The sequence below is a fragment of the Psychrilyobacter atlanticus DSM 19335 genome (assembly GCF_000426625.1).
Classification (GTDB): Bacteria; Fusobacteriota; Fusobacteriia; order Fusobacteriales; family Fusobacteriaceae; genus Psychrilyobacter; species Psychrilyobacter atlanticus.
The window spans coordinates 263455-289858 of record NZ_KE384547.1 but is presented as its reverse complement, the minus strand read 5'-3'; the positions used below and the strand labels follow the sequence as shown (position 1 = coordinate 289858).

General features: G+C 32.5%; 20 protein-coding genes and 1 other RNA gene. 1 reads left to right on the top strand and 20 read right to left on the bottom strand.

Annotation, left to right across the window (positions count from 1 at the left end; genetic code table 11):
* Nucleotides 1-84: 84 nt before the first annotated feature.
* The 12 genes from K337_RS17460 to K337_RS0101755 all read right to left on the bottom strand — a co-directional run bounded on the left by K337_RS17460 (nucleotide 85) and on the right by K337_RS0101755 (nucleotide 13464).
* Nucleotides 85-399: a PG0541 family transporter-associated protein gene (locus tag K337_RS17460; protein WP_051251562.1), complete on the bottom strand. Its 315-nt coding sequence runs from the start codon at nucleotides 397-399 to the stop codon at nucleotides 85-87.
* Nucleotides 400-580: 181 nt separating this feature from the next.
* Nucleotides 581-3616: an efflux RND transporter permease subunit gene (locus K337_RS0101800; protein WP_028855060.1), complete on the bottom strand. Its 3036-nt coding sequence runs from the start codon at nucleotides 3614-3616 to the stop codon at nucleotides 581-583.
* Nucleotides 3617-3626: 10 nt separating this feature from the next.
* Nucleotides 3627-4751, bottom strand: coding sequence for an efflux RND transporter periplasmic adaptor subunit (locus tag K337_RS0101795; protein ID WP_028855059.1), 1125 nt, complete (start codon nucleotides 4749-4751; stop codon nucleotides 3627-3629).
* A 50-nt stretch (nucleotides 4752-4801) separates the two neighbouring features.
* Nucleotides 4802-6070 (bottom strand): TolC family protein, encoded by a 1269-nt coding sequence (locus K337_RS0101790; RefSeq protein WP_028855058.1) that lies wholly within the window; start codon nucleotides 6068-6070, stop codon nucleotides 4802-4804.
* Nucleotides 6071-6097: 27 nt separating this feature from the next.
* Entirely contained in the window at nucleotides 6098-6679 is a 582-nt protein-coding gene (locus K337_RS17455) for a TetR/AcrR family transcriptional regulator (RefSeq protein WP_051251561.1), read from the bottom strand.
* 229 nt (nucleotides 6680-6908) lie between these two features.
* On the bottom strand, nucleotides 6909-7730 hold the full coding sequence (locus K337_RS0101780) for a Cof-type HAD-IIB family hydrolase (RefSeq protein WP_028855057.1): 822 nt from the start codon (nucleotides 7728-7730) through the stop codon (nucleotides 6909-6911).
* 142 nt (nucleotides 7731-7872) lie between these two features.
* Nucleotides 7873-8226, bottom strand: an RNA gene (gene rnpB, locus K337_RS19255) — RNase P RNA component class A.
* Between the two features lie 21 nt (nucleotides 8227-8247).
* On the bottom strand, nucleotides 8248-8796 hold the full coding sequence (locus K337_RS0101775; protein WP_028855056.1) for a hypothetical protein: 549 nt from the start codon (nucleotides 8794-8796) through the stop codon (nucleotides 8248-8250).
* A gap of 15 nt (nucleotides 8797-8811) precedes the next feature.
* Entirely contained in the window at nucleotides 8812-9867 is a 1056-nt protein-coding gene (locus K337_RS0101770; RefSeq protein ID WP_028855055.1) for a Nif3-like dinuclear metal center hexameric protein, read from the bottom strand.
* Nucleotides 9857-10834 (bottom strand): sigma-70 family RNA polymerase sigma factor, encoded by a 978-nt coding sequence (locus tag K337_RS0101765; RefSeq protein WP_028855054.1) that lies wholly within the window; start codon nucleotides 10832-10834, stop codon nucleotides 9857-9859. Before K337_RS0101765 ends, K337_RS0101770 begins: the two co-directional genes overlap by 11 nt.
* 167 nt (nucleotides 10835-11001) lie before the next feature.
* Complete coding sequence (locus K337_RS0101760) at nucleotides 11002-12210, bottom strand: L-serine ammonia-lyase, iron-sulfur-dependent, subunit alpha (protein WP_028855053.1); 1209 nt, start codon at nucleotides 12208-12210, stop codon at nucleotides 11002-11004.
* A gap of 234 nt (nucleotides 12211-12444) precedes the next feature.
* On the bottom strand, nucleotides 12445-13464 hold the full coding sequence (locus tag K337_RS0101755; protein ID WP_028855052.1) for a PTS sugar transporter subunit IIC: 1020 nt from the start codon (nucleotides 13462-13464) through the stop codon (nucleotides 12445-12447).
* A 426-nt stretch (nucleotides 13465-13890) separates the two neighbouring features.
* Between K337_RS0101755 and K337_RS0101750 the strand changes: the two genes are divergently transcribed.
* Complete coding sequence (locus K337_RS0101750) at nucleotides 13891-14424, top strand: helix-turn-helix domain-containing protein (protein WP_028855051.1); 534 nt, start codon at nucleotides 13891-13893, stop codon at nucleotides 14422-14424.
* A 50-nt stretch (nucleotides 14425-14474) separates the two neighbouring features.
* Here the strand turns inward: K337_RS0101750 and rpoD are convergent, their stop codons facing one another.
* From rpoD to rpoC, 8 genes are all read right to left on the bottom strand, one after another.
* Nucleotides 14475-15653 carry an RNA polymerase sigma factor RpoD gene (rpoD, locus tag K337_RS0101745; RefSeq protein WP_028855050.1) on the bottom strand — a complete coding sequence of 393 codons (1179 nt, stop codon included), beginning with the start codon at nucleotides 15651-15653 and terminating at the stop codon, nucleotides 14475-14477.
* A 23-nt stretch (nucleotides 15654-15676) separates the two neighbouring features.
* Nucleotides 15677-17455: a DNA primase gene (dnaG, locus tag K337_RS0101740; RefSeq protein WP_028855049.1), complete on the bottom strand. Its 1779-nt coding sequence runs from the start codon at nucleotides 17453-17455 to the stop codon at nucleotides 15677-15679.
* A gap of 178 nt (nucleotides 17456-17633) precedes the next feature.
* The gene (locus tag K337_RS0101735; protein WP_051251560.1) at nucleotides 17634-19637 is read right to left on the bottom strand and encodes a sodium-translocating pyrophosphatase; all 2004 of its coding nucleotides are present in this window, start codon (nucleotides 19635-19637) and stop codon (nucleotides 17634-17636) included.
* A gap of 198 nt (nucleotides 19638-19835) precedes the next feature.
* The gene (locus K337_RS0101730) at nucleotides 19836-20312 is read right to left on the bottom strand and encodes a type II secretion system protein (RefSeq protein ID WP_028855047.1); all 477 of its coding nucleotides are present in this window, start codon (nucleotides 20310-20312) and stop codon (nucleotides 19836-19838) included.
* Between the two features lie 114 nt (nucleotides 20313-20426).
* Nucleotides 20427-21413, bottom strand: a complete 987-nt coding sequence (locus K337_RS0101725) for an FAD:protein FMN transferase (protein ID WP_028855046.1) — start codon at nucleotides 21411-21413, stop codon at nucleotides 20427-20429.
* A gap of 1 nt (nucleotide 21414) precedes the next feature.
* A complete protein-coding gene (gene rpoZ, locus K337_RS0101720; RefSeq protein WP_028855045.1) occupies nucleotides 21415-21624 on the bottom strand; it encodes a DNA-directed RNA polymerase subunit omega in 210 nt (69 codons plus the stop codon).
* A gap of 16 nt (nucleotides 21625-21640) precedes the next feature.
* Nucleotides 21641-22198 (bottom strand): guanylate kinase, encoded by a 558-nt coding sequence (gene gmk / locus K337_RS0101715; RefSeq protein ID WP_028855044.1) that lies wholly within the window; start codon nucleotides 22196-22198, stop codon nucleotides 21641-21643.
* A 186-nt stretch (nucleotides 22199-22384) separates the two neighbouring features.
* A complete protein-coding gene (gene rpoC, locus K337_RS0101710; RefSeq protein WP_028855043.1) occupies nucleotides 22385-26344 on the bottom strand; it encodes a DNA-directed RNA polymerase subunit beta' in 3960 nt (1319 codons plus the stop codon).
* Between the last annotated feature and the right edge of the window lie 60 nt (nucleotides 26345-26404).

Below are 26404 nucleotides of genomic sequence, written 5' to 3'. Positions count from 1 at the left end.
AATTTCATTTCCATATCTGTATAACCATTAAATCTTAGAGCTCTAAAAAATTTAAAGTGAGGGCAATAAATACCCTCACTTTATCTAAACATTAATATATTCTAGTGCCCTTACTGAGATGTCAAAAGTTATATTATAATCTAAACGTTCTTTTAAGTTCGAAAATTTTTCCACCAGTTCATAACATCTCTCTCTTTCTGCTATAACCAATAAAACTTCATCCTCTCCAGGCCAAACATGGGTATTGAGATGTTTTATACCTTTCTGCCATGACACCTTCAGCTTTGGAATAATAGCATATTTTATAACATCACTATTTTTCAATTCTTCCAATATCACTTCTTCTAAAGATCCATCAAACAATACTCTGAGCTCTTTATATTCTCCCTTTAATTCCATAGAATCTCCCCCTTGTCGTTTGCGACAGCTCTTTGTGGGTAATTCATGAATTACCCACTTACAAATTCATTTTTTTCTAGAACACAAATTATACTGAGTAAATAATCAGACCCACAGAGGTTTATCTATATATATCTTCTGTTTTTTAGTAATAACTACTATAATTTAATATTTTCCCCTTTTAACTTTTCTTTTTGAATCTATTTTTTAATCTATCTACCCCATTCTCTACTAATTCATAGAGTACTGGTATTATTATCAGTGTTAACAATGTTGAAACCATCAATCCAAAGATTACAGCTATAGCCATACTTTGATACATCTCAGACCCTTGACCTATTCCTAAGGCTAACGGCAGCATACCTAACATAGTTGTTAAAGTCGTCATAAGAATTGGTCTCAATCTTGTTCTACCAGCTTCTAAGACCGCTGTTCTTCTTTCACTACCTCTTGCAATCAATAACTTTATATAGTCAATCAATACTAAGGCATTATTAACTACTATACCAGCTAACATGATAATTCCTACCATTACCATTACATTAAATTCTTTTCCTGTAATTATAAGTCCTGCATATACACCCATTATAGATAGCGGTACAGACCCCATGATTATAAACGGTAATACCAATGATTCAAATTGAGAAGCCAATATTACAAAGATTAAGAATATTGCTATGAGCATTGAGTTAGCTAGTTGTTCCATCATCTCAGCAGTTCTTTGGTTATCTCCACCAAATCTATAACTTACACTAGTTGGTACACCTAATTCCTCTATCTTCTCTGTAATCAGTCTTTCAACCGTCTTACTGTTGTTTCCACCTCTTAAGTTTGCACTCAAGGTTACCTTTCTGATTCTATTTAATTTCTCTTTTTCCGCCGGTCCTTCTACTACCTTTATATGAGCCACATCAGAAACCTGGATAATATCTCCTGAATCTAATTTTAATTTACTTGTCATCAATTTAGATAGTGATTTTCTATATTCATCAGGCATCATTACATTTACTTCGATTTCCTCTAAATCAGTTTTAAGATCTATAGGATTAGATCCTAATACTTGATAGAAAATAACCTTATTAATATCTGCCGGTCTTATACCGTAATATCTTGCCTTTTCTCTATCTATTACTATTCTAGCCTCAGGACTTCCTCCAGTCAAACTACTCTTAAAGTCCCCTATTTCCGGCATATTTTTCATCTCTGCAAAGACTAATTCAGCAAAACTGTCCAATTGACCTGCATTATCTGATGTAAGATCTAATTCTATATCCCTTCCACCACTACTAGGTCCCTTAGCATATCCATCAGCTACATTTAAATCTACATCGGGAATGTCTTTTAATTTTTCCCTTATGACATCTGTTATCTCAAATACCGATTTATCTCTATCTTTTCTTAGATCCAACTTTACATTGATAGAAAATCCATCGTTCTCTACTGAGGTTTCTATATTTTTTGTATATTTATCAGCTTCTAATATTTTTTCAACTCTTCTAGTAATAGAATCGACTTTGTCTAGTGTAACTCCTGGTGGTGTTTCCCCAGTTACTACATATACATTGTCATCTGTTGCAGGTATAAATCCTCCTCCAACTATCTTAATCCCTGGTATTACTATAGCAAAGAACATTATTATTACTACCAATAAAGTCTTAAACTTATGCTTTAATGTCAATGATAATAATTTTACATATCTTTTTTTTATAAAAGTAAGGAATTTTCCATCCTGAACTTCCACTACCTTTTCCTTTAAGATTTTATTAGCTATCATAGGTACAAAAGTCATAGCTACTAATAAAGAAGCTAACAGTGAAAAAGTAACTGCCCATGACATTCCCCAAAATACTTCCTTAGCCAGTCCTTCAGTCATTACTATTGGTAAAAATACCGCAACTGTCGTAGCTGTAGAAGCTATGATCGGTACTAACATCTCCGAAGCTCCATCTCTGGCAGATTCAAACTTAGGTTTTTTCAATTCTGTCATATGTCGATAGATATTATCTAGAACTACTACTCCGTTATCTACCAGCATACCTACTCCTAGAGATAATCCCATGAGAGATATTATATTCAGCCCTACTCCTATACTATTCAATAGAAAAAATGCTCCTACAATAGATAATGGTATTGCCATAGCTATGATAACAGTAGCTCTAACATCTTTTAAAAATATAAATAATACTATTGAAGCAAGGATCAGCCCTGCTATGGCACTATTTTTTACATTGTTTATAGAGTTAGATATATCTACAGATGTATCATAGGATACACTTAATTTAACATCTGCTGGTAATGTCTGCGATAAAGATTCCATCGCTTCTTTTACTCCATCTGAAATCGATACAGAGTTTCCATCTGTAGATTTTTCTACTGATATCGAGATTGAAGGAGTTCCATTCATCCTATTGTAACTTTCTACATCTTTATTTCCTAGCTTTACATCAGCTACATCTTTCAGATATAAAACTTTACCATTTTCATTACTAATTACTATATTTTGTACCTCTTCTACAGTTTTTAATTCTGTCATTACTTTAATAAGGTACCTTTTTCCACCCTCTTCTACAGTTCCAGCTGGAATATTTGTACTCGATTTAGCAAGGATATCGTAAAGATCATCGATATTCATTCCGTAAGATTCTATCTTAGTCGGATCTACCTCTACCTTTACTTCTTTTTCGTATCCACCATAAACCTCTACATTTCCAACACCTAAAATCTGTTGAAATCTAGGCTTAATTCTATTTTCTGCCAAACTTTTAGCTGAGATTAAATCTTCAGCCGACACTGTAACGGCGATTACCGTTTCTCCCCCTGGTTGGACTTTTTTTACTATGGGAGTATCTATATCCGATGGCAGATCATTCCTAATATTATTTAATTCTGTCTGTACATCGGTTACTTTCTTATCTGTGTCTGTTCCATAATCAAATTCTAATACAACGAAGGATACATTTTCTGACGAAGTTGAATTCATCTCCTTTATTCCTTCTATATTGGGCATAACTTCTTCTATTTTTCTGGTAACCAAACTATCCATATCCTCTGGAGTAGCTCCTATCCAAGTAGTCTGAATCATCACTACAGGAACATTCATATTTGGCATCAAGTCTACTGGCATATTTTTTAATCCTAACAAACCCATCCCTACCATGGTTATCATAAGCATGATAACCGAAACAGGCCTTCTTATTGCAACTGATGATATAGCCATTTTCGTCCTCCTAATTCTCTTCCTTTATAAAATCTCCATCATTTAGAGAATACTGTCCTACTACTACTACCTTATTTGACTCCTTTAAATCTGAGCTTATTACCTCTTGATTTTCCCCGTCGGAGATACCTAAGTTTACCCTTATCTTTCTGGCTACTAATCTTTCATTCGTCTCTTTCACTATATAGTTTTCTGATTCAATATTTTCCTTATTTACCACAAATATATATGAATACAACTCTTCAATAATTACAGCTTTTTTAGGAACCAGTATTCCTTCTTTTTCCCCGGTATATAACTCTACCCTTGCAAACATTCCTTGCTTATATTTAGAATCTTTATTTTCCATCTTGATCTTTACTTCAAATTTTCTAGTAGATGGATTAGCTATTGGGTTGATCTCATATAACGACCCTTGCACAGATTCCAAAGAATTTTCAACATAGATATTAGCTCTTGCTCCTGTCTTTAACCCAACTACATCCTGAGAGGATACCCCGCTCAAGATTCTTAAATTGTCATTGTCCACTACCTTAAATAGAGGTTGTTCTTTCTCTATTTTTTGATATAATTTAAGGTCTAAATTTGCTATTGTTCCATTTATTTTTGCTTTGACAGTCAGATCATTGTAATCTTTTTCATTTGTTAAAAGTGACGCCTTAGCAGACCTGTATGTTCCTTCACTGGAAGCCAATTTATTTTTGACATCCAAAAATTCCTCCTCTGAAATTAATTTTTCATTGTAAAGAACTTCATATTTATTATAGGTAGTTTTCTGCGTTTCGTAATCTGCCTTTGTTGAGATTACTCTAGCTTTAGAATCTAAATATGCAGATTTTACATCTTGATTTTCAAGAACTAATACTACATCTCCTACCTTTACTTTATCTCCGTTTTTATAATTTATTTTTATAATATCTACTCTGCTCTTAGTGATTTCTTCCATCTCATTTATAGAATCTAAAGATCCAGATGATACCGCGACTTTATTTATCTCGCTTAAATCAGCATCTACAACCTTTACGTTTTTATAATTAATCTCTTCTTTTTCTTTAATATTCTCCTCTTTTTTCCCACAGGCTACTACACTCAATGCTACAAGTAATACAGCCATTTGCTTCATTATTTTATTCATTCTATCCTCCCGTTCGCCTATAGGCGAAACAATAATTAATAATTAAATTTTTACTTTAAATCTTCTAAATATTTTTCGTATGCATAGTAATAATCCAACTTGGTTTTAATCAGAGATAATTTCGTATCATTTAACTGGGTTTCATAGATTAAATAATCTGTTATAGATATAATACCTTCATTATACTTTCTTTTTTGCAGATCATAGTTTTCTTGTGAAGCATCTAACTCAGCTTCCTTAGTCTCTGTAGTTCCACTCAATTTAACTACATCAATATAGTTAGTTCTGATATTCACCTCTAAATCATCTAAAGTTTTTCTCTCTGTGTTCTCAGCTTTCCTTGTATCATTCTTACTTCTTGTATAGGCATCCCAAGATTTTCCAAAATCAAATAATCTCCAATTTACCTCTACACCGGCAGTCCAATACCAATTATCCATAGAGTCACTCAAATGACGATCTTCAGCATTATAAGCCAATCTTGCATTTATTTGCGGCAATAGATCTGATCTGGATATTTTTTCCTGTTCCTCGACTATATTAGTATTTAACTGAGATATTCTGCTGTCTTTATTGTTTAAAAGAGCGTAATTTACATCTTCATTCACATCTATCAGATCTAAATCATATTTTTGAAACTCTAATTCCTGTAGTTTTATATCCCGATCTATCGGTAACCCGATAATATTTTTAAACTCAATCATATATATCGCACCTTGATTCTGGGCTTCTACCAAGTCAGTTCCTGTAGATATAACTTGTGTTTTAAGGGGCAGATAGTCAGATTTAGATATTAAGTCTAATTGATATTTTCTCTCTGCTTGGTCAAAGGCAACTTTAACTTCCTCTAAGGACGTTTCGTATACCTTAATAACTTCTTCTTGAGCCAACACTTTTAGATATGCATCTATAACTCCTAACTTTAACTGACTCTTACTTTTAGCCAATTTATATGTCATCAATTCTTGAGATATCTTAGCAATTTCAATCCCTGCAATTACCGTTCCACCATTATAGATAGGCTGAGTAATTCCAAGTTCATGATTAAGCCTTTGATCACTCTTTGGCCCATCACCCATCAAACTCATTTTATTTTCATCTCCTGTAGCAGTATATCCTCCTCTATAATCCAACCTAGGAGCAGCTGATTTATATCCTTCTCTTACCTGTAAATCAGTATTGTCTCTGTCGATTTTCACATTTTGGTATTCATAGTTATTTTCATAGGCCATATCTAAGGACTCGTTTAAAGTCATCTTTTCTGAACCCCATAGGGAAGATGCTATTAGTATTAACATCAAACTCATTATCTTCTTCATTTTTTCCTCTCCTCTTCATTAAAATAATTAATCTTCATCACCTAGTTCGATACTCTTGCAAAACCTTTCAAAGGGTTCATCAGATAATTTCTCATCATAATTCTCATTAGTTATATGAAAGTATTTTGCTGTAAATATACAAGCTCCCATAAAATTAAGTATCAGCATCAGTTCATTTATATTTTTCATATCTTTTTTCTCTATAATTTCTCTAAAGATATCCAATAAAAATTTATAATTTTTATGAATTTCTGTTTTAGTATTGTCGCTTATAAAGTTAGAATTACTAAAATAATTTATAAATTTTCTTTCTTCTGAATTTTCTATTCCCCATACAATTAAATTATTCCAAATTTTCCTTAATTTCATTTTACAAGTTTTTGCTCCATCTAAATCCTTTAAAATACTCTCTTTTTGTTCTAATTTTATCTCTATGAAAATCTCATTTATTAAAATATCCTTGGTCTTAAAATAATTAAATAAGGTTCCTGTAGCTATCCCAGCTTCCTTAGCTATCAAACTAGTAGGAGTTCCGTGAAATCCCCTTTCTACAAAAAGCTTTATAGCTACTTCTATTATTTTTTTTCTTTTTTTGCTTTTATTGTCCATTTTCTCCTCCTCCCTAAAAAATGACTGACTAGTCACTTTCTAGAAAAGTATATACTTTTCTAGTTATAAAGTCAACTTTTATTTCTACATTAATATTATAAAAAATCCTTTATATATAATCAAAAAAAGGCTTAAATCAACTTTTATTGTGATTTAAACCTTTTTTTATTTTATTTAATAATTATTGATATAGTCGACTCAATATTTCAACTAATCTATCAAAATTTTATTACATATTCAATGTTTTACCAATTATAAATTTTTCAATCACTGTTTTTAAAGCATGATTATTATGAGATGTTGAGATAAACTTCGCCATATTCTTCACTTCTACTTTCGCATTTTCTACAGCCACTGGCATCCCTACTACTTCTAGCATAGTCATATCGTTATAAGAATCTCCTACACTTATAATCTCTTCAGGTTTTATATCTAATTTATGAGCTAATTTTAATAGACTAGCTCCCTTGTCAATCCCTTTTTTCATTACCTCCAAGAAAAATGGTTTGGATATAGCTAAGCTGTACTCTCCCTTTAGGAGTTCGTTTAATTTTTTCTCTACCTCTTTTAAATACTCTGGTTTTTCCAGCATAATACACTTTACTACTGGTTCAGTTACTGTTGATTTAAAACAATCTACCTTTCTATACGGCATCCCTGTAAGGTCTACTTCTACGTCTATATATTCACTTGTAGTTTCAGCAGTAATTTCCTCATCTACATAGGTAAGAAGATGAACATCATGTTCCTTTGATAAATCATATATCTTATGGGCATCTTCTACAGTTAATTTTTCCTCTAACCATATTTTATCTGTAGCACACTCAGTGATTATAGCTCCGTTATAACTCAGCATATAGCTTCCATATCTATCTAACTCTAACTCTTTGGCAAACTCCTTCATAGCAAAGGTAGGTCTCCCTGAAGCTAAAACAAATTTTATACCCATCTCTTGAGCTTTCATTATAGCCTTTTTATCTTCTCTCGATATCTTTCCCTCACTGTTTAACAGAGTATCATCCATATCAGTTACTATCATCTTATATTTCATCTTATGTCCTCCTAAGTTTTCTTTTATTATATCATAAAAATATTCTCACCGAATAAATGGGCAGATCTTATGATTAAATTCAATATATGTAAAAAACCCTCCTAAATCAGCTGAGCTGATTTAGGAGGGTTTAATTTTATGATAAATAGGTGTTAGGATACGCCGGGTTTTGTCGTTGGTCAATCATTTATCTAGACCTATAATTGCTTACAGGTTCAAGCGACACACCTAAAGATCGAGACGGGCAGTCTCATAATGACCTTTCTTCGGTCTTGCTCCAGAAGGGGTTTACCAAGCTACAAACGTTTCCGAATGCACTGGTGGGCTCTTACCCCACCTTTTCACCCTTACCTATAAAACAAGTTCATAGGCGGTCTATTTTCTGTGGCACTTTCCTTAAGGTTTCCCTCAGCAGCCGTTAGCTACCTTCATTGCCCTGTGGAGCCCGGACGTTCCTCCCCTGGATTTCTCCAGCAGCGACTGACTCTAACACCTAATTATTAACTATTAGTTAATTTTATTTTTTTCTAATTCCACCCATCTTTATAAACCTTAAAGTTACAAAAATAGCTATAGCCATAAATATTAAGATCAGTAATCCTGCAAATTTATTTTCAATGAATGTTTTTTTTACCTCTTGTTTTTGGATCTCTTGTTTATCGTCTTCTATATCATCCACAATCTTTTCCGATACATCCAAAACACTTAGTATAAATTTTTCATACTCTTTTTTTACTATTGCCTCTTCCCCTTCAATCAATAAGTTATCGATCTCTTCCTCGTAAGCACTGGTATCTATGTCCTGGGTAAATTTTAACTTTACATTAATATCATTTTTCCCGTCTGGAATTATGTCCAAAATTATCGCCTTCTCAACAATATCTTTTTCGTCCATTTTTCTACCAAGATTTATATGATACACTATATCTCCATTTTTTTCAATCTCTGATAATTTTTTTTCAATCTCCTGCTTCTCTTCTGTAGTCAAGTAGTTACCGCTGTCATTCACTTGTCCAAAAGAAAATGTAAATACTACAAGGATTAGAAATACTATTCTTTTCACCATAGGATCCTCCTAATTTTATAAACTCTTAAATACAGGCTGATCATTATAGATCTCTACCTCTAAGTCATCACAATATCTTTCTATTATATCGGTAAAAAAATACTCACTTTCATAGTGTCCAATATCAAAGATAGATATCCCCATCTCCCTAGCATCCAAGGCTTCATGATATTTTATATCACCTGTTATAAAAAGGTCAACACCTATTTTTTCTAATTTACCTAAAAAACTAGCTCCTCCACCATTTACTACAGCTATTTTTTTTATTTTTTTATCCAATTCTCCTACTACTCTTACATTATTTAGAGATAATCTATCTTTAACTTCCTCTAGATAGCTACCTAATTCAATTTTTTCAGGGAGACTATATATCCTCCCTAGTCCACCTAAAGAGATCTTATTTTCTGTTTTTATCATCTCATAAGGGACCTCATCATAGGGATGGATTTTTTTTATTTCATTCAATAAATTAGACAGTTTTCCTTTTTCACCTAAGATACTTATTTTTTTATTTTGATTTTTAAATTTTTCTTGTTCTCCTGCCTTTTCAAAACTTTCCATAGAATCAGAGGTATAATATACATTTTTATACCCATTATACTCCAGTCCAAATTCCTCTACCTTAGATTTTAACCTCTCTTCAAACTCTACCTTTATATAGACTGATAATAAATACATATCCATATTTTTTTCATCTAAAATTTTAGAGGTTTTTATCCCTAATTTTTCACATATATATTGATTTAAACCACTTTCTGCAGAATCCAGATTAGTATGCATAGAGTATACAGCAATCTTATTTTCAATTAATTTTAAGAGCTTTCTACCCATCAAGTTTTTTGAAGTAACATTTTTTATCCCACTAAATATAATTGGATGATGGGTTATAATTAAGTTTGCTCCCACCTCTATGGCATGATCTATAACCTCTTCTGTGGCGTCCAATGAAACTTGCACCTTGGTTATCTCTCTACCTTCATCTCCAACTAAAAGACCAACATTATCCCAAGATTCAGCTATGTTTTTAGGGAAGTTTTTTTCCAATGTTTTTATTAAAGTTTTAATTTTCATCGATCCATTCCTTCTTTCCATTATACTTTAATTTTATCATAAGTTTCTCTACTTCTGTCTTTACCTTTGATGATTCCATACCTAATATTTCACCAATCTCCTCAAAGTATTTTCTCTTTCCACTGAGTCCATAGTATAGATCCAAGATCTTTATCTCCCTCACTGTAAATTTGTTAGCCAAATTAGATACTGACATCAATTTTTCCACCTTTGCTAACTCCATATCCACCTCGGCAATACTCTTATATACTTCGGCTTCCTCTCTATCTTCTTTTTTTATCAAGAATCCATAATCACTGATCTTCTGTAAATTTTCAAACTCTTCTATCTCCATATTTAAAACTCTCTTTATCTCTTCTGCATTTACCTCTTTTATCTCTGAATCGCCAGTTTTATTCTCTGACTGATATACCTCTACCTTCATATTTTTAAAATAAGCGACTACTGGTGATTTCAATTCTTCTACAACTAATTTATTACTTTGGATCATTTCATATTTTATCCAGAACTCCATATATTCTGAAAATTCCATAGGACATTCTAGGTCATAGTTCTCTATAGCATCAACTACCCCCATAAGACCATCTTGAACTAACTCTATATAACTTGTTCCTACTTTGGAATAATAAAGAGCTGTCTTAGCCACTAATTTTAATGATCCTTCCATTAGGATCTCTCTAGAAGAGGTGTCTCCTGCTTTAATATTTTTTATCAGTTCTGACATTTTTTCCTTTTTTATAGATTTTACAGATGACAGTTCTCTCAAATAATTTTCCACAGTATTCTCATAAAAACTTCCTATATTTTTCATGTCAAATTTTTCAATTCTTCCATCTATTTCATCTATTTTTTTCCCCTCTAAATTTAAGATTAAACTCTTAAATTCATCGGTCGTAGAAGTTTCAGCCATTAATTCGAAACTTCTCATATCTATTGTGTTACCCGCATTTTTAAAATCTATTCTCATCTTCTCAACCCCAAACATATTTTTTTAGTATTATATATAATACCAAAGATTTTAAACTCTTTCAATGAATTTAATATTAAAATAAGAGGCAGTCCAATAGGAGCTACCTCTTAGTCAATTAAGTATACAAAATATTCTCTTAATATCCTTAATTTTTATTTTTTTAATTAGCAGTTTGCATTAAAATCAAATTTAGCTAATCCACCTAATGATGTTTCTTTATATTCACTCTTCATGTCTAGACCAGTTTGTTTCATTGTAAGTACTACTTTATCGAAACTAACTGTATGCTGACCATCTGTAAATAATGCATAGTTAGCTGCATCTAAGGCTCTAACTGAAGCTGCTGCATTTCTTTCGATACAAGGAATTTGTACATATCCTCCAACTGGGTCACATGTAAGACCTAAGTGATGCTCTAATGCCATCTCTGCTGCATATTCTATTTGATCTAAAGATCCACCTAAGATAAATGCTGCCATTCCTGCTGCCATTGCACATCCAGCTCCAACTTCAGCTTGACATCCACCTTCTGCTCCAGATATAGTTGCATTTTCTTTGATTAAGTTTCCAATTAATCCTGCAATTGCAAGACCTCTTAAAGTTTCTTCCTTAGATAAGTTATGCTCTTCTTTTAGTGCATATAATAATCCTGGAATGATACCAGCGGCACCACATGTAGGAGCAGTAACTACTCTTCCTCCTCCACCGTTTTCCTCTGATACTGCCAATGTATAAGCAAATATTTTTCCTAAGTAACTAGTTCTTGAATCGTCTCTTCTGGCTTTTCTATAGAACATTTGAGCTTTTCTTGGATATTTAATAGTTCCTGGTAATACTCCAGTCTTTGAAAGTCCTGTCTTTACTGAATCTTCCATAGCTTCCCAAGTTCTTTCTAAGAATGCCCAGATAGAAGAATCTTCCATCTCTGCTACATATTCCCATAATTCTTTTTGATTTTCTTTACACCACTTTATTACTTCATCCATAGTTGTTAATGGATAAATTCTATTTGATCCACCTCTAGATTCACCATCTTCTACGATAGTTCCTCCTCCAACAGAGAATACTAACCATTCTTTAGTATCATTTCCATCTTTATCTACAGCTATAAATTTCATTCCATTTGTATGAAATTCATGAACAAAATCTGCCATCCAAACTATTTCTGTAGCCTTAGGCTTTAAAGTTTCTTCGATAACCCAGTCAGTTAAATGACCTTTACCAGTAGCTGCCAATGATCCGTATAATTCTACCTTAAAACTAGCTGCATCAGGGTTCTCCATTTTAAATCTCTTTGCTGCTCTTTCTGGTCCCATAGTATGCGAACTAGATGGTCCATTTCCTATCTTAAATAATTCTTTTAACGAATCCATAACTGCTTCCTCCTAAGTTTTTTCTGAATTTCAAATAATTCAATAAAATAATATTTTTTATACTATATTATAACATAATTTTTATATTTTACAAACTTTCTTCCATATAAAGTTCGTATTATTGTGCTTTTATAGTCTTTTAAGGTCTATAATAGTTCAAACTGTACTTCATAAATTATAAATAGGTTTAGGAAGAATTCCCTAAACCTATCATTATTCTATACTTTTTTAATTTTATTTTGTTCCTCTAACAACATCAGCTGGTATTATTTTATAATTTTTAAAGATAACTGATCCTAAAAATCCACTGAATGCTCCTGCTGCTGCACATAATAAAGCTGCTTTGATTACTGTTATTGCTGGATTAAATCCAAACATTACTGCTAAACCTGCGATAGGTGTTGCTGTTCCTACTGCATTGTTAATTAAACCAAAGTGAACTACTACTAATCCTGCTAAAGCTCCTCCAATAAAGTTCGTAACAAATACTGGAATTGGGTTTACAGATATAACGTCAGCTTGTGTTAACGGTTCAATAGCTACTGCTATTACAGTCTCTTTGTTTCCTAATTTTAATCTGTGGAATAAAACAGGGTTTAAGAAAGATGATCCCATTACTGCTAAAGCTCCTATTGCCATTGGTAATCCAGTTAATCCTAACATTGCTGTAAGTGCCATTGAACTAAGTGGTGCTGTTGCTACTACTGTAATTACTCCACCTAAAACAATTCCCATTACCATTGGACTCTTAGTAGTCGCTGCTGTGATTACAGAACCAATGTTTAATAATGTTTGGTTAACTACTGGATCAGCTAATAACGCTATCCCTCTTGCTGCTGGTGCTACTAATACTAAACAGATTATTAAATCTAATCCTGCTGGTGCTTTTTTCTCTATTTTAGGTACTATAAACGCCAATACATATCCTGCTACAAATCCAGGTATTATTCCGTAACCTAATACTGCTGCACCTATTAACATTGCATAAACTGGTGATACACCTAAAGCTAATGCAACTAAGGTAGCTGCTGCTACTCCACCCATCGATCCCGATGAATCTCCGACTTTACCTAAAAATTCTATTCCTATTAAATCTCCACCAACATATCTTTGAAAAGCTTCGACTAAAAAAGTTGCTACTGCTGCATTTGCTAATGCTCCCATTGCTTTCATCCCTTTTGGCATCTTTAAACTGAATAAAGAGAATATTGAAAGCACTAATAATAATAATGCAATACCTTTTAACATTTCCATAATTTTTTTTCCTCCTAAATATTTTAATTGTTTCAACGAACAATTTTCCCTAACGTGCTTATTTAGTATAACATAAAATTCACTATATTCAAATAAAAATTTCACTTTTCTGAATAAAAGTGTGCTTTTTCCAAAAAAAAAACAATTTAATCAAACATAGTTGACAAAATTTAATTATAACTTAACACTTAGTGTTGTTTGCTGTTTAAAAAAATTCATTTTTTTGAACCTATTGTACGAAACTTCAGTTTTTAATATATTAGTTTTTATGATATAATGAAGTGTTAAATAAAATACAATGTTTCAAAATATTACGTTTTGCCTTAAAATATGATTTTTTTTAGATTTACATAGATCGTTTTAAAATTGGAAAATTAAGATAAACGTAAAATATACATTAACATTTAGATTTAGGAGGAATATACCTTGAATTTAGGAGAAAAAATTAAGTTTTTTAGAAAAGAACAAAAAATGACTATAAAGGATCTTTCAGGTAAAACCAGCCTGTCAGTTGGATTTATCAGTAATATAGAAAGAGGACAAAATAGTCCATCTATCAGTAATCTTCAACAAATTTGTGAAGCTTTAGAAGTTAACCTTATGGAAGTTTTACAAGATGTCAACGAACAATCTCCAATTACTAGAAGAAACGAAAGAAAATCTATCTTTGAATCGGAGCAAGGAGATATCACTATACAAACCCTAACCAATGCTAACCATGCGTTAAATGGTATATCTATCACTATTTCAGATGATAATCAACACAGTGACTTTTCTTGGGGACACAACTATGATGAAGTAGGAGTTGTTATTGAGGGTAATTTAGAAATAGAGTTAAATAACAAGCTTTACACTTTAGGTGAAGGAGATTCTATCTATATTGAGAAATTCCAAGCTCATAAATATAGAAATCCTGCTAAAAAGAAAAATATCACTCACTGGTTTTCTTTAAGAAACTAAAAAAAAGTTTATCTGCATAGCAGATAAACTTTTTTTATTATGATTAATTCTTATACTGTTTTAAAGTCTTCTAATTTCTTTCTTCTACTAGGGTGTCTTAGTTTTCTCAAAGCTTTTACTTCGATCTGTCTAATTCTTTCCCTAGTTACTTTAAAGATCTTTCCAACTTCTTCTAAGGTTCTTGGACATCCATCATCTAAACCATACCTAAATCTTAGAACTTTTTCCTCTCTATCACTCAGGCTGCATAAAACTTCATTTAATTGTTCCTTTAATAAAGTTTTATGAGTTTCTTCGTATGGACTCAGCATATTGTTATCCTCTACGAAATCTCCTAATTCACTGTCTTCTTCACTTCCTACTGGAGTTTCCAATGAAATTGGATCCTGGTTCATTTCTAAAATAGTTTTTACTTTTTCAGTTTCCATTCCTAATCTATTACCTAAAATTTCAGGTGTAGCTTCCTTACCTGTCTCTTGCAGATAGATTCTAGCTTCTTTCTTTATCTTATTTATTGTTTCAATCATATGTACCGGTATCCTTATAGTTCTACCTTGGTCAGCTATCGCTCTTGTTATAGCTTGACGAATCCACCATGTAGCATATGTAGAAAATTTATATCCTTTGGCATGTTCAAATTTTCCAACAGCTTTCATCAGACCAATATTTCCCTCTTGAATTAAATCTAATAATTTAAGTCCTCTATTAGTATGTTTCTTCGCTATACTTACAACCAGTCTTAAGTTAGCTTCTACAAGTTGATTTTTAGCCCATTCATCTCCATCATCAGATAATTTAGCTAATTCTATCTCTTGAGCATGTTTTAATAATGGAACCTGACCAATTTCACGCAGATACATCTTTATAGGTTCATCTACAGATACTCCACCTACAAGTAAGTTCTTAGTATCCAATTCCTCTTTAGTTACTTCCTTTACTTTTTTAGGATCAAATTCAGAGTCATCTTCTGGCAGACCAGATTTTACTATCATTGATTTTGTTTTTGTTGTTTTAGCAGTTTTTTCCTTAGCTTCAGTCTTTTTCTTTAACTCTTTTTCACTTACTACTTTTATCCCCTGGTTGATCATCCCATTGATCAGGGTTTCTATTTTTTCTGGAGCAAAATCATCTTGAAGTTTACTGTTTATCTCTTCAAAAGACATAATCTTGTCTTCTAAAGCCTTCTTTATAATTTCACGGACTTTCCCATTTTTAATAAAATTTTTCATCTTGCCTCCTCAACACTTACAAATCAAATTTTCATAGAAATAAATTCTTTATAATTTTCCTCTAAATCATCTATCTTTATATCACCAATTATTTTTTCCTTTATTTTTTTACAACTTAAAAATGATTTTATATCATTTGTTTTAAAAAACCCCATCTTTTCATCGATCTCTTTTACGAACCACCTCTTATAAACCTCAATATAAGTATTCATAATGTCATCTTCATTTTTAGCAGAAAGTTCTGTAGATATATTGAGTATTATCTCTTCCTCTTCCTCCTCTAACTTAAAAAAATTCCCACGTAGTAGTTCTGTTATATAGTTCTTTTCTCCATTTTGCTCAATTGTATCAAATATATTTTGAACAAAGGGAGACGTTATAGTCTTATTTTTAAATTTTTTAAAATATTTTTTATCCTTTAAACAAAGTTTTAATGTTTCTAATTCCAATTCATCTATTTTTAATGATCTTGTTTTTGAAATAGGTTTCTCTATTCTTTTAGGTATCCTAGCACCTTCATTGTTTTGGATTAAGATTTTTTTTAATATTTCAACCTCTTTTTCCATCCCTAAAGATACTGATAATTTATTCAAATACAAGCTTTTTTCCAAATCAGTTTCTACAGATAGAAAAAATTCCTTAAATCTACCTATAAAATTTTGTTTTGCCATAAAATTACTTAGATCATATTCCTTAACATAATAATCATATAAAAAATCAAAGATCTCCTTTGAGTTTTTTACTGATTTCAAAAATTCAGTCTTACCATATTTTTTTAAAAATTCATCGGGATCTTTAGCATTTTTAAGTTCTAAAACCCTTATATTAAATCCATATCTTTTTAAGACTAGACTAGCTTTTTCACTGGCAACCCTTCCGGCATTATCCATATCAAAAGCGATTATTACATTGGATGTATATCTTTTTAAAAGTTCAGCCTGTTCATTAGAAAAAGCCGTTCCCAGAGGAGCCAATGCCACATCAAACCCATAGGCATGAGCTGCCAATACATCCATATAACCTTCCATTAGGAGGGCATAATTTTTTCTTCTAATACTATTCCCCTTATTTTTTATTCCATAGAGGTTTCGGCCCTTATGAAATACAGGGGTTTCTGGTGAATTTAAATATTTTGCAATATCCTTTCTATCACTCATTGTTCTACCACCGAAAGCGATTACATTTCCACCTGGTGAGTAAATTGGATAGATTATCCTGTCACGAAAGGTATCATAATACCCCTTATCCCCACTCTTTATTAAACCTAACTTAGATAGGATCGGAGGATCATACCCTTTTTTTATCAAATGATCATACAGAGAATCCCAGCCATTCAGTGCATAACCTAAATTATTTTCCCTTATAAAATCAGGCTGCATTCCCCTATTGTTTAGGTAAGAAAGCGCTTCCCTTCCAGAATTAGAAAAAATATTTTCCTTAAAAAATGAAAGTGCTTCATCTAATATCTTATAATATTTCTTATTTCTATCCTCTGAATTATTTCCACTTATAGGAGTTATATCCAAATTATATTTTTTACTAAGTTCATAAACTGCTTCCCCATAGGTTAACTTATTATATTCCATATAGAATTTAATAACATTTCCACCTGCACCACAAACAAAACACTTATATATGTTTTTTGAGGTACTTACCATAAAGGAAGGATTAGTATCTTTATGAAATGGGCAAAGACCTTTATAGTTAGAACCTGTCTTCTTTAAATCGACATATTCGCCTATAACTTCTACAATATTCAATTGTGTTATAACCTTATCCAAATCTTCATTTCTAAATCTCATAAAAACACCATCTTAATTTATTTTGATACTACATTCAGTATATCTCATAATATTCATTATTTCAAGTATTTTTAATACTATTTTGAATATTTTTGTTTTTATTTTAAAATTACTGATTAGAAGTCAATATGAGCCAGAGAAAATTCTCTGGCTCTAAATTTATAATTTTATTATCACATTATATAAATAATGGAACTAATACCAATGAAACTATAGACATAAGTTTAACCAAGATATTTAATGATGGTCCAGAAGTATCTTTAAATGGATCTCCTACTGTATCTCCTACTACTGCTGCTTTATGTCTGTCAGATCCTTTTCCATCTCCACCATAACCTGCTTCTATCTGCTTTTTAGCATTATCCCAAGCTCCACCTGCATTTGCCATCATGATAGCCATTAATATTCCTGTCACAAGTGCTCCTGCTAATAATCCTCCCAAAGCTTCTGGAGACCATAACCCAACAATTACTGGAGCTAATACTGCCAATAATCCTGGTATTACCATTTCCTTAAGTGATGATTTTGTAGAGATATCTATACATTTTTTATGATCAGGTTTAACTGTATAATCCATAATCCCTGGATTTTCTCTAAATTGTCTTCTAACCTCTTCTACCATCTCCATAGCTGCTTTCCCTACCGCTGTCATCGTTAGAGCTGAGAATAAGAATGTAAGCATCCCACCAATGAATAATCCTGCTATTACTTTAGGATTAGTTATATCAATTACCAATGACCTTCCTGACAGAGCCTCTATCGACTGCTTATAGGCTGCAAATAGTGATAATGCCGTAAGTGCTGCTGATCCAATGGCAAAACCTTTTCCTACTGCTGCTGTAGAGTTTCCTACTGCATCTAATCTATCTGTACAAGCTCTTACCTCTTCTGGTAAGTTACACATTTCAGCTATTCCACCTGCATTGTCTGCTACTGGTCCATATGCATCTACTGCTACTACCATTCCTGTTGTTGATAGCATACCTACTGCTGCAATGGCTATTCCATAGAGTCCTGCAAAGTTAAAGGCCGCTAAAATAGCTATTACTATCACTATTATAGGTGCTACAGTTGATTCCATCCCTACAGCTAATCCCTCGATTATTGCAGTTGCTGGTCCAGTTTTAGCTGCATCTGATATTCTATTTACTGATTTTTTACCTGTATCAGTATATAATCCTGTAAAATAAGCTATAACTAATCCTGCTACTAACCCTGAAACGATTGCATAAAATACACCCATTGGAATTCCTAAGTATTTTATAACTCCAAATGCTCCTAATAATGCTAATGCACCAGATATTCTAGTTGCATTTTCTAATTTATGATAAACCTCATCTGGGTTATCTGTTTTTACAGTAAATGTTCCGATTATAGATGCTATAATCCCTACGAACGCTATTAAAATTGGTGCCATAATCAGCGCCATTCTTTGTCCTGGCATAAGTCCTGAAAGAGTAGCTCCTAATGCCATAGTAGCTATCATTGAACCTACATATGATTCAAATAAATCGGCTCCCATTCCTGCTACGTCTCCTACATTATCTCCTACATTATCTGCAATAGTTGCCGGATTTCTCGGATCATCTTCAGGTATTCCTGCTTCGACCTTTCCTACTAAGTCTGCACCTACATCGGCTGCTTTAGTATAGATTCCTCCACCTACTCTAGCAAATAAGGCAATAGACGATGCTCCCATTCCAAATCCTGTTATAATTTCCATGTTTCCGCCAAATATTATAGTCAATGCTGAAACACCTATAAGTCCTAAACCTACTACTGCTAACCCCATAACAGCTCCACCTGCAAAGGCTACATCAAGTGCTTTTGAAAGACCTCCATCTCTTGCCGCTATAGCGGTTCTTCCATTAGCTTTAGTAGCTATCCTCATCCCTACATTTCCAGCAACTGCTGATGTAATTGCTCCCAATATAAAGGTAAGTGCCACATACGGACTTAAAAATACTCCTAATAAAACCGAAACTCCTAAAACAAACCATACCAATACCTTGTATTCAGCACATAAAAATGCCATGGCACCCTCTCTGATTGCTTCAGTTATCTCTTCGACCTTAACATCATTAATTTCATATTTATTAACTTTTGTAGCGTAAAAATATGAAGCTACCAATGCTAACAGCCCACCAACTATTCCCAATAACAATAAATTAACCATAATCATTTTCCCCCTATAAATTTTTGTTTCACCTAAGGTGTCGAACTTAATTTAAGTAAGTGATATATAAGTATAATTTCATTCAGTTTAAGTATAGTTTATATTTTGCCTTTTTCAAAATTAATTTTTTTATATTTTAAGGTTATTTTTATTATAGAAAATTAAAAGAAGCCAAACAATTATTTGGCTCCTAGGTTAATATTTTTAATATTCACCCCATTTTTTCCCTTCCATGCTATATACTTCTACTCCTGTATATGGCTCTAGAAATAAATCCAAAGAATCTTCTTTTATTTCTATATTCCCAGGTCCTGAAGCATTATAATGAACAAACCCTCCATATTTAATAGTTTCACTATTCTCATCCTTACTTCCACCTATTTTTAAATAATTTGGATTCCCTCTATCATGTATTTCCTGAGCTTTTGAATCTAATTTATCATATATTTCTTGCGTAGTTATATAAATAGTTCCTCCGCTTGTTGAATCTAAAATCATTTTTTCAACTAATATTATATCCCCAACTGTTCTTGCAGACCCCAACACCGCTATCGCTTTAGAATCCTTTGCCTTAGCTAATTGTTCCCTTAATTTAGGAGCTAACGTAGTGGCTAATATCCCTATTATTGCTATAACTACTAACAGTTCTATCAATGTAAATCCTTTTTTTCTCTCTTCCATCTCTCTCCCCCTTACTAGTTTTAATTCCACAACAATTATACTATATTTATCCAGCAATTGTTATATTTTTGATATAAAAATAGGTGTAATTATAAATTACACCTACTGTATATATTATTTAACCATGTACTTTTTAAATCCATCACTAAATACTTCAGACATATCAGCTTTTACTATCATTACCTCTAAGTCATCTGTATTATTGACATAATCCATTACATCTTCTATCGGCATAGAGAAAAAAGCAGTAGAATACATGTCAGCAAAAAAACCATCTTCTCCGATAACTACTACCATCTTTCTATCTCTCACTGGATATCCAGTTTTTCTATCTATCAGATGATGATATTTTTTACCATCTATCTCTACATAGATCTGATAATCTCCAGATACACCCATAGATTTATCATCTACTCCGATTATATGATACACCTTAGAAGGATCTTCTGGATTTTGTAACCCCACCTTCCAAAATTCCCCTTCTGGTTTTGTATTCAATGTTTCAATACTGGATATAGCACTTATAAAGGCATGTTCCACTCCATTTTCAGCTAATACAATCTTCGCTCTATGGATAGCATATCCCTTTAGAAATGATCCTGTATCTATCTCATTTTTAGAAGTTTTCAGTCTTATTTTATTCCCTGTAACTTCTAAATTATTGTAATCTACCATTCTAATAGCTTTTTCCAATTCATCCTTTTCAGGGATCTTCACCCTATCAGATTCATCGAAAAAACCCCAAACTTTCATCAGCGGTGTTATAGTGATATCATACTTAGTTTTACTCAAATTATAAGTTTGTTTCACACCTGAAAACAAGTATAAACCCTCACTATCCAACTCAAAAAATTTCCCTGGGTTATGATTCATCTTATAGATAACACTATCCTCTTTATGAGTATTAAATTTGTCATCTATCCTTTCAATCTCCTCAAAAGCAAGCTCTATAGCTTTTTTAGCTTGTGTAGAATTTTCAGAATAAACTACCATATCTATCATAGTCCCGAAGGCAAATTTTCTCTCTACTATTTTTTTCTTTTCTTTTTTTCCACATCCAATTAGGAGTAACAAGATAAAAATCAATAGAATTTTTTTCATACTATCCCTCTATATTTCCTCTCACTAACTCTACTTTACCTTCTATAACTTCTTTACTTGCAATCTCTGCTACAGTATCTTTTTTTCTTACTTTTACTAAAGGAGCTTCTCCAGCTACTATTTGACCATATCTTTTACCTAGTGTCATTGCTAATTTATATTTGTTAGGTACTTTTTCTAATAATTCATCATAAGTTACTTTCTTTTTCATTTTTATTCCTCCAGTATTAATTACTTTCTTTTTTTATTATTTCTATCAATTCCAACACAGATTTATCTACAGTTTCATTTACTATCACATGATCATATTCATCTTCAAAAGCCATCTCTTTCAATGAATTTTTTAATCTTAACTGGACAGTTTCTTCAGGTTCAGTTCCTCTTCCACGAAGTCTTTGCTCTAATATTTTTTCATTAGGTGCTTTAAAGAAAACTAAACATGCATCATCAAACCTTTTCTTTATTTGAATTCCACCCTGCACATCTATCTCTAAGACTACATTTTCTCCACGTCCTAATCTAAATTCTGCTTCAGATTTTAATGTCCCGTAATAATTTCCGTGTACATTAGCATACTCTAAAAATTCATCATTTTCTATTCTTTTTTCAAATTCTTCCAAAGTTAAAAAATAATATTCCCTACCATTTTCTTCCCCTTCTCTAGGAGATCTGGTAGTTGCTGAGGTAGCCAAATTAATATTTAGGTCTCTGCGAACTTGTTTGCATACTGTTGATTTCCCTGCTCCACTTGGACCAGATACAACAAATAATCTTCCTCTTCCCATATTTATTCTCCTTTAATAACTCTTATCCCTTTCTTTACAACTGAAAAAAATACTTAATTATTTGTATTTCATTTTTTCTATAAGAATTATAAGTTAAAATGAATTTCAATAATCATAAAATTTCATAAAATCGTTGAGGGGATCTAGTATATTTATAGTAAAATAGGCGACTACGTCGCCTATCTTTTAATTTTCTTCTACAGTCTTTATATGTAAATCTTCGTATTCATGGAATCCTGTACCTGCTGGTATTCTCTTACCTATGATTACGTTTTCCTTTAATCCTTCTAAGTAGTCTTCCTTTCCTGCAATTGCTGCATTTGAAAGAACCTTAGTAGTTTCTTGGAATGATGCTGCTGAGATGAAACTATCAGTATTTACTGCTGCCTTGGTAATACCTTGGATTACAGATTTATACTCTATTTCTTTCTTACCAGCTTCTCTAAGTGCCTTATTCTCAAGGTCTGCAGTTCTCTTTTCGATAACTTCTTCCTCTAGGAATAATGATCCACCTGCATTTAGGATTATTACTTTCTTAAACATTTGCTTAACAATGATCTCGATATGTTTATCATTTACCGAAACTCCCTGGTCTCTATATACTTGTTGTACAGATTCTAGGATAAATTGCTCTGCTTCTACTAAACCTTTGATCTCAAGGACGTCATGTGGTGAAATAACACCTTCAATCAACTTGTCTCCGGCTTTAATTATCATTCCATCGGTAACAATTAAATGTTCTCCCATTGGAACTAAGTATTCTTTAACTATTTCAGAATCTTCTGTCGATCTTACTAAGATTATTCTTTGACCTTTCTTCTTCTTACCAGTAACTTCTACCTTACCATCAATTTGAGTTAAGATAGCCTTACCTTTAGGGTTTCTAGCCTCGAATAATTCTTGTACTCTTGGAAGACCTCCAGTGATGTCTTTTGTTCCTGATGTTTCTGGGATGATCTTAGCTACGATGTCTCCTTCGTATACTTTATCTCCCTCTTTCATCAATAAGTATGCTCCATATGGAATTACATATTCTGCAACTTTTTCATCCTTAGAGTTAAATATAATAACTCTTGGGTTAACGTCTCCAGTTTCTACTGGTTTGATTGCAAGATATTCCGTAACATCATATTTTTCATCGTATATCTCTTTGATGAATAGTTCTCTATATTCAATTCTACCATCTTTTTCAGCAATAATAGGGATATTGTATGGGTCAAATTCTGTTAGTGTATCTCCAGCTTTTACTGTTTGTCCTTCTTCAACCCTTAAGATTGAACCAGTTGTTACTGTATATTCGTATGTTCCAACGATTATTTTTGAACCTTGAGAAACTACTTGTAATTCATTAGTTTCCTTATTTAATAAAGTTCTAATCTCTTGGAATTCTACAACACCATCATTTTCTGTTTTAATAGTATTTTGAGCGATCGATGTCGATGCAACTCCTCCTGTATGGAAAGTTCTCATTGTAAGCTGTGTACCAGGTTCTCCGATGGATTGGGCTGCGATTACTCCTACAGCTTCTCCTAATAGGATATCTCTATGGTTAGATAAATCTCTACCATAACACATTCTACAAACTCCCTTTTCAAGAGCACATGTCAACGGAGATCTGATCTTAACTGATCTAACACCTTTATCTACGATAATTTGTGCTATCTCTTCGTTCATCATTGTATCTCTAGGGTATAATAATTCATCATTATGATAAAGATCTTCTGCGATTACTCTACCTAAGATTCTTTCATGTAAGAATTCAATGATGTTACCTTCTGAAATCAGGTTGGCAACTTCGATGTTTTCATGAGTTCCACAATTGTCTTCATTTACAATAACTTCATGTGATATATCTACTAGTCTTCTTGTTAAGTAACCCGAGTCAGCTGTTCTTAGAGCCGTATCTGCTAGTCCTTTTCTTGCTCCATGTGATGACATGAAGAATTCCATTACTGTCAGTCCTTCTCTAAAGTTGGCTTTGATAGGTACTTCAATGATCTTACCAGTTGTATCAGCCATTAGTCCTCTCATGGCAGCTAGTTGTCTCATCTGTGCGATGGAACCTCTGGCACCTGAGTTGGCCATCATGTTTACTGGGTTAAAGTCGTCTAGACCTTTCATCATGTCTGTAGTTACATCTTCGGTAGCTTGTGACCAGATTGCAACTGTTCTTCTATATCTTTCTTCATTGATGATCTCACCATTTTTATAAGCATTGTTGATATCAGCTACGTCTTGGTCAGCTTTTGCTAAGATATCTTTTTTAGTTTCAGGAATTGTCATATCTTCTATTCCTACAGTTATTCCTGCGAAACATGCATAATGGAAACCAAAGTCTTTGATGTCATTGATTAACTTAGCTGTGATAGTAAATCCTTGAGTTTTAAATAAATCTGTAATTAATTCTTTTAACTGCTTCTTACCAAATGTTACATCATATCTCTTAGCTTCAGTTGGTAATAATGCGTTGAATAAAAGTCTTCCTACAGTTGTAGTTACCATGTTTCTATCTTCGTTTTCACCCATTCTTACGTTAATAATCGCGTGTGTTTCGATGATATCATTTTGGTAAGCTGTTATCGCCTGGTTTTTATTTGAGAAGTTCATTCCTTCTCCTTTAGCTCCTGGCTTTTCCTTTGTCATATAGAAACAACCCATTACCATATCTTGAGATGGTACAATTATAGGTTCACCATTTGATAGTGCGATAATATTATTTGATGCCATCATAAGAGTTTTCGCTTCCATGATAGATTCTGGTGATAATACTAAATGTACTGCCATTTGGTCTCCATCGAAGTCGGCATTAAATGCTGAACATGCTAATGGATGTAATCTGATTGCTTTACCTTCAATTAATACTGGTTGGAAAGCTTGGATAGATAATCTATGTAGTGTTGGGGCTCTATTTAATAATACTGGATGATCAGCGATTACGTCTTCGATTACTTCCCATACACAGTCATCTGCATCTTCTACTAATTTCTTAGCAGTTTTGATAGTTCCTGCGATCTCTCTCTTTACTAATTCTCTCATGATAAATGGCTTATATAATTCTAATGCCATCTTCTTAGGAATTCCACATTCGTGTAATTTTAACGTTGGTCCTACTACGATTACCGATCTTGCTGAGTAGTCCACACGTTTTCCTAGTAAGTTTTGTCTAAATCTTCCTTGCTTACCTTTAAGCATATCTGATAATGACTTTAACTCTCTATTATTTTGAGCCACTACTGGTTTACCCCTTCTACCGTTGTCGATAAGGGCATCTACAGCTTCTTGTAACATTCTTTTTTCATTTTTTACTACGATCTCAGGTGCACCAATATCTAATAACTTCTTTAATCTATTATTTCTATTGATTACTCTTCTATATAGATCGTTTAAGTCTGAAGTCGCAAATCTTCCACCATCTAATTGTACCATTGGTCTAAGATCAGCAGGAATGATAGGAACACTCTTAAGTATCATCCAAGCAGGACTATTTTCAGAAGATAATAAGTCTCTTACAACTTTTAATCTCTTAACTAATTTTTTTCTTTTTTGAGCAGAAGTAACCTCTTCAAAATCCTTCTCTAATTCTTTAGATAATTTTTTAAGATCTATTCTTTCCAATAATTTTAAGATACCTTCAGCACCCATCTTAGCTTCAAAAGCTTTTCCATGCTGCTGTCTATATAACTTATATTCTCTTTCAGTTAATATTTTTCCAACTTCTAAACCAGTATCAGCAGGACTTAATACTAAGTATCTAGCAAAGTAAAGTACCGATTCTAATTCTTTTGGAGATATACCGATTAAAAGAGCCATCTTATTAGGAGTTCCTTTAGAGTACCAGATATGTGCTACTGGTGCTGCTAATTGGATGTGTCCCATTCTTTCTCTTCTTACTTTTGATTTAGTTACTTCAACCCCACACTTTTCACATACAAGGCCTTTGTATCTCATTCTCTTATATTTTCCACAAGCACATTCCCAGTCCTTTGTTGGTCCGAATATTCTTTCACAGAATAAACCATCAAATTCAGGATTTAATGTTCTATAGTTTATTGTTTCTGGTTTTGTTACCTCTCCAAATGACCACTCCTGGATCTTATCTGGGGATGCAAGTTTAATTCTAATTTTTTCGAAGTTTTTTATTCCCATACTATTAAATAGCCTCCTTAATTAAATCTTTTCAAAAATAAGCTTTTTAAGGGCAGGTTT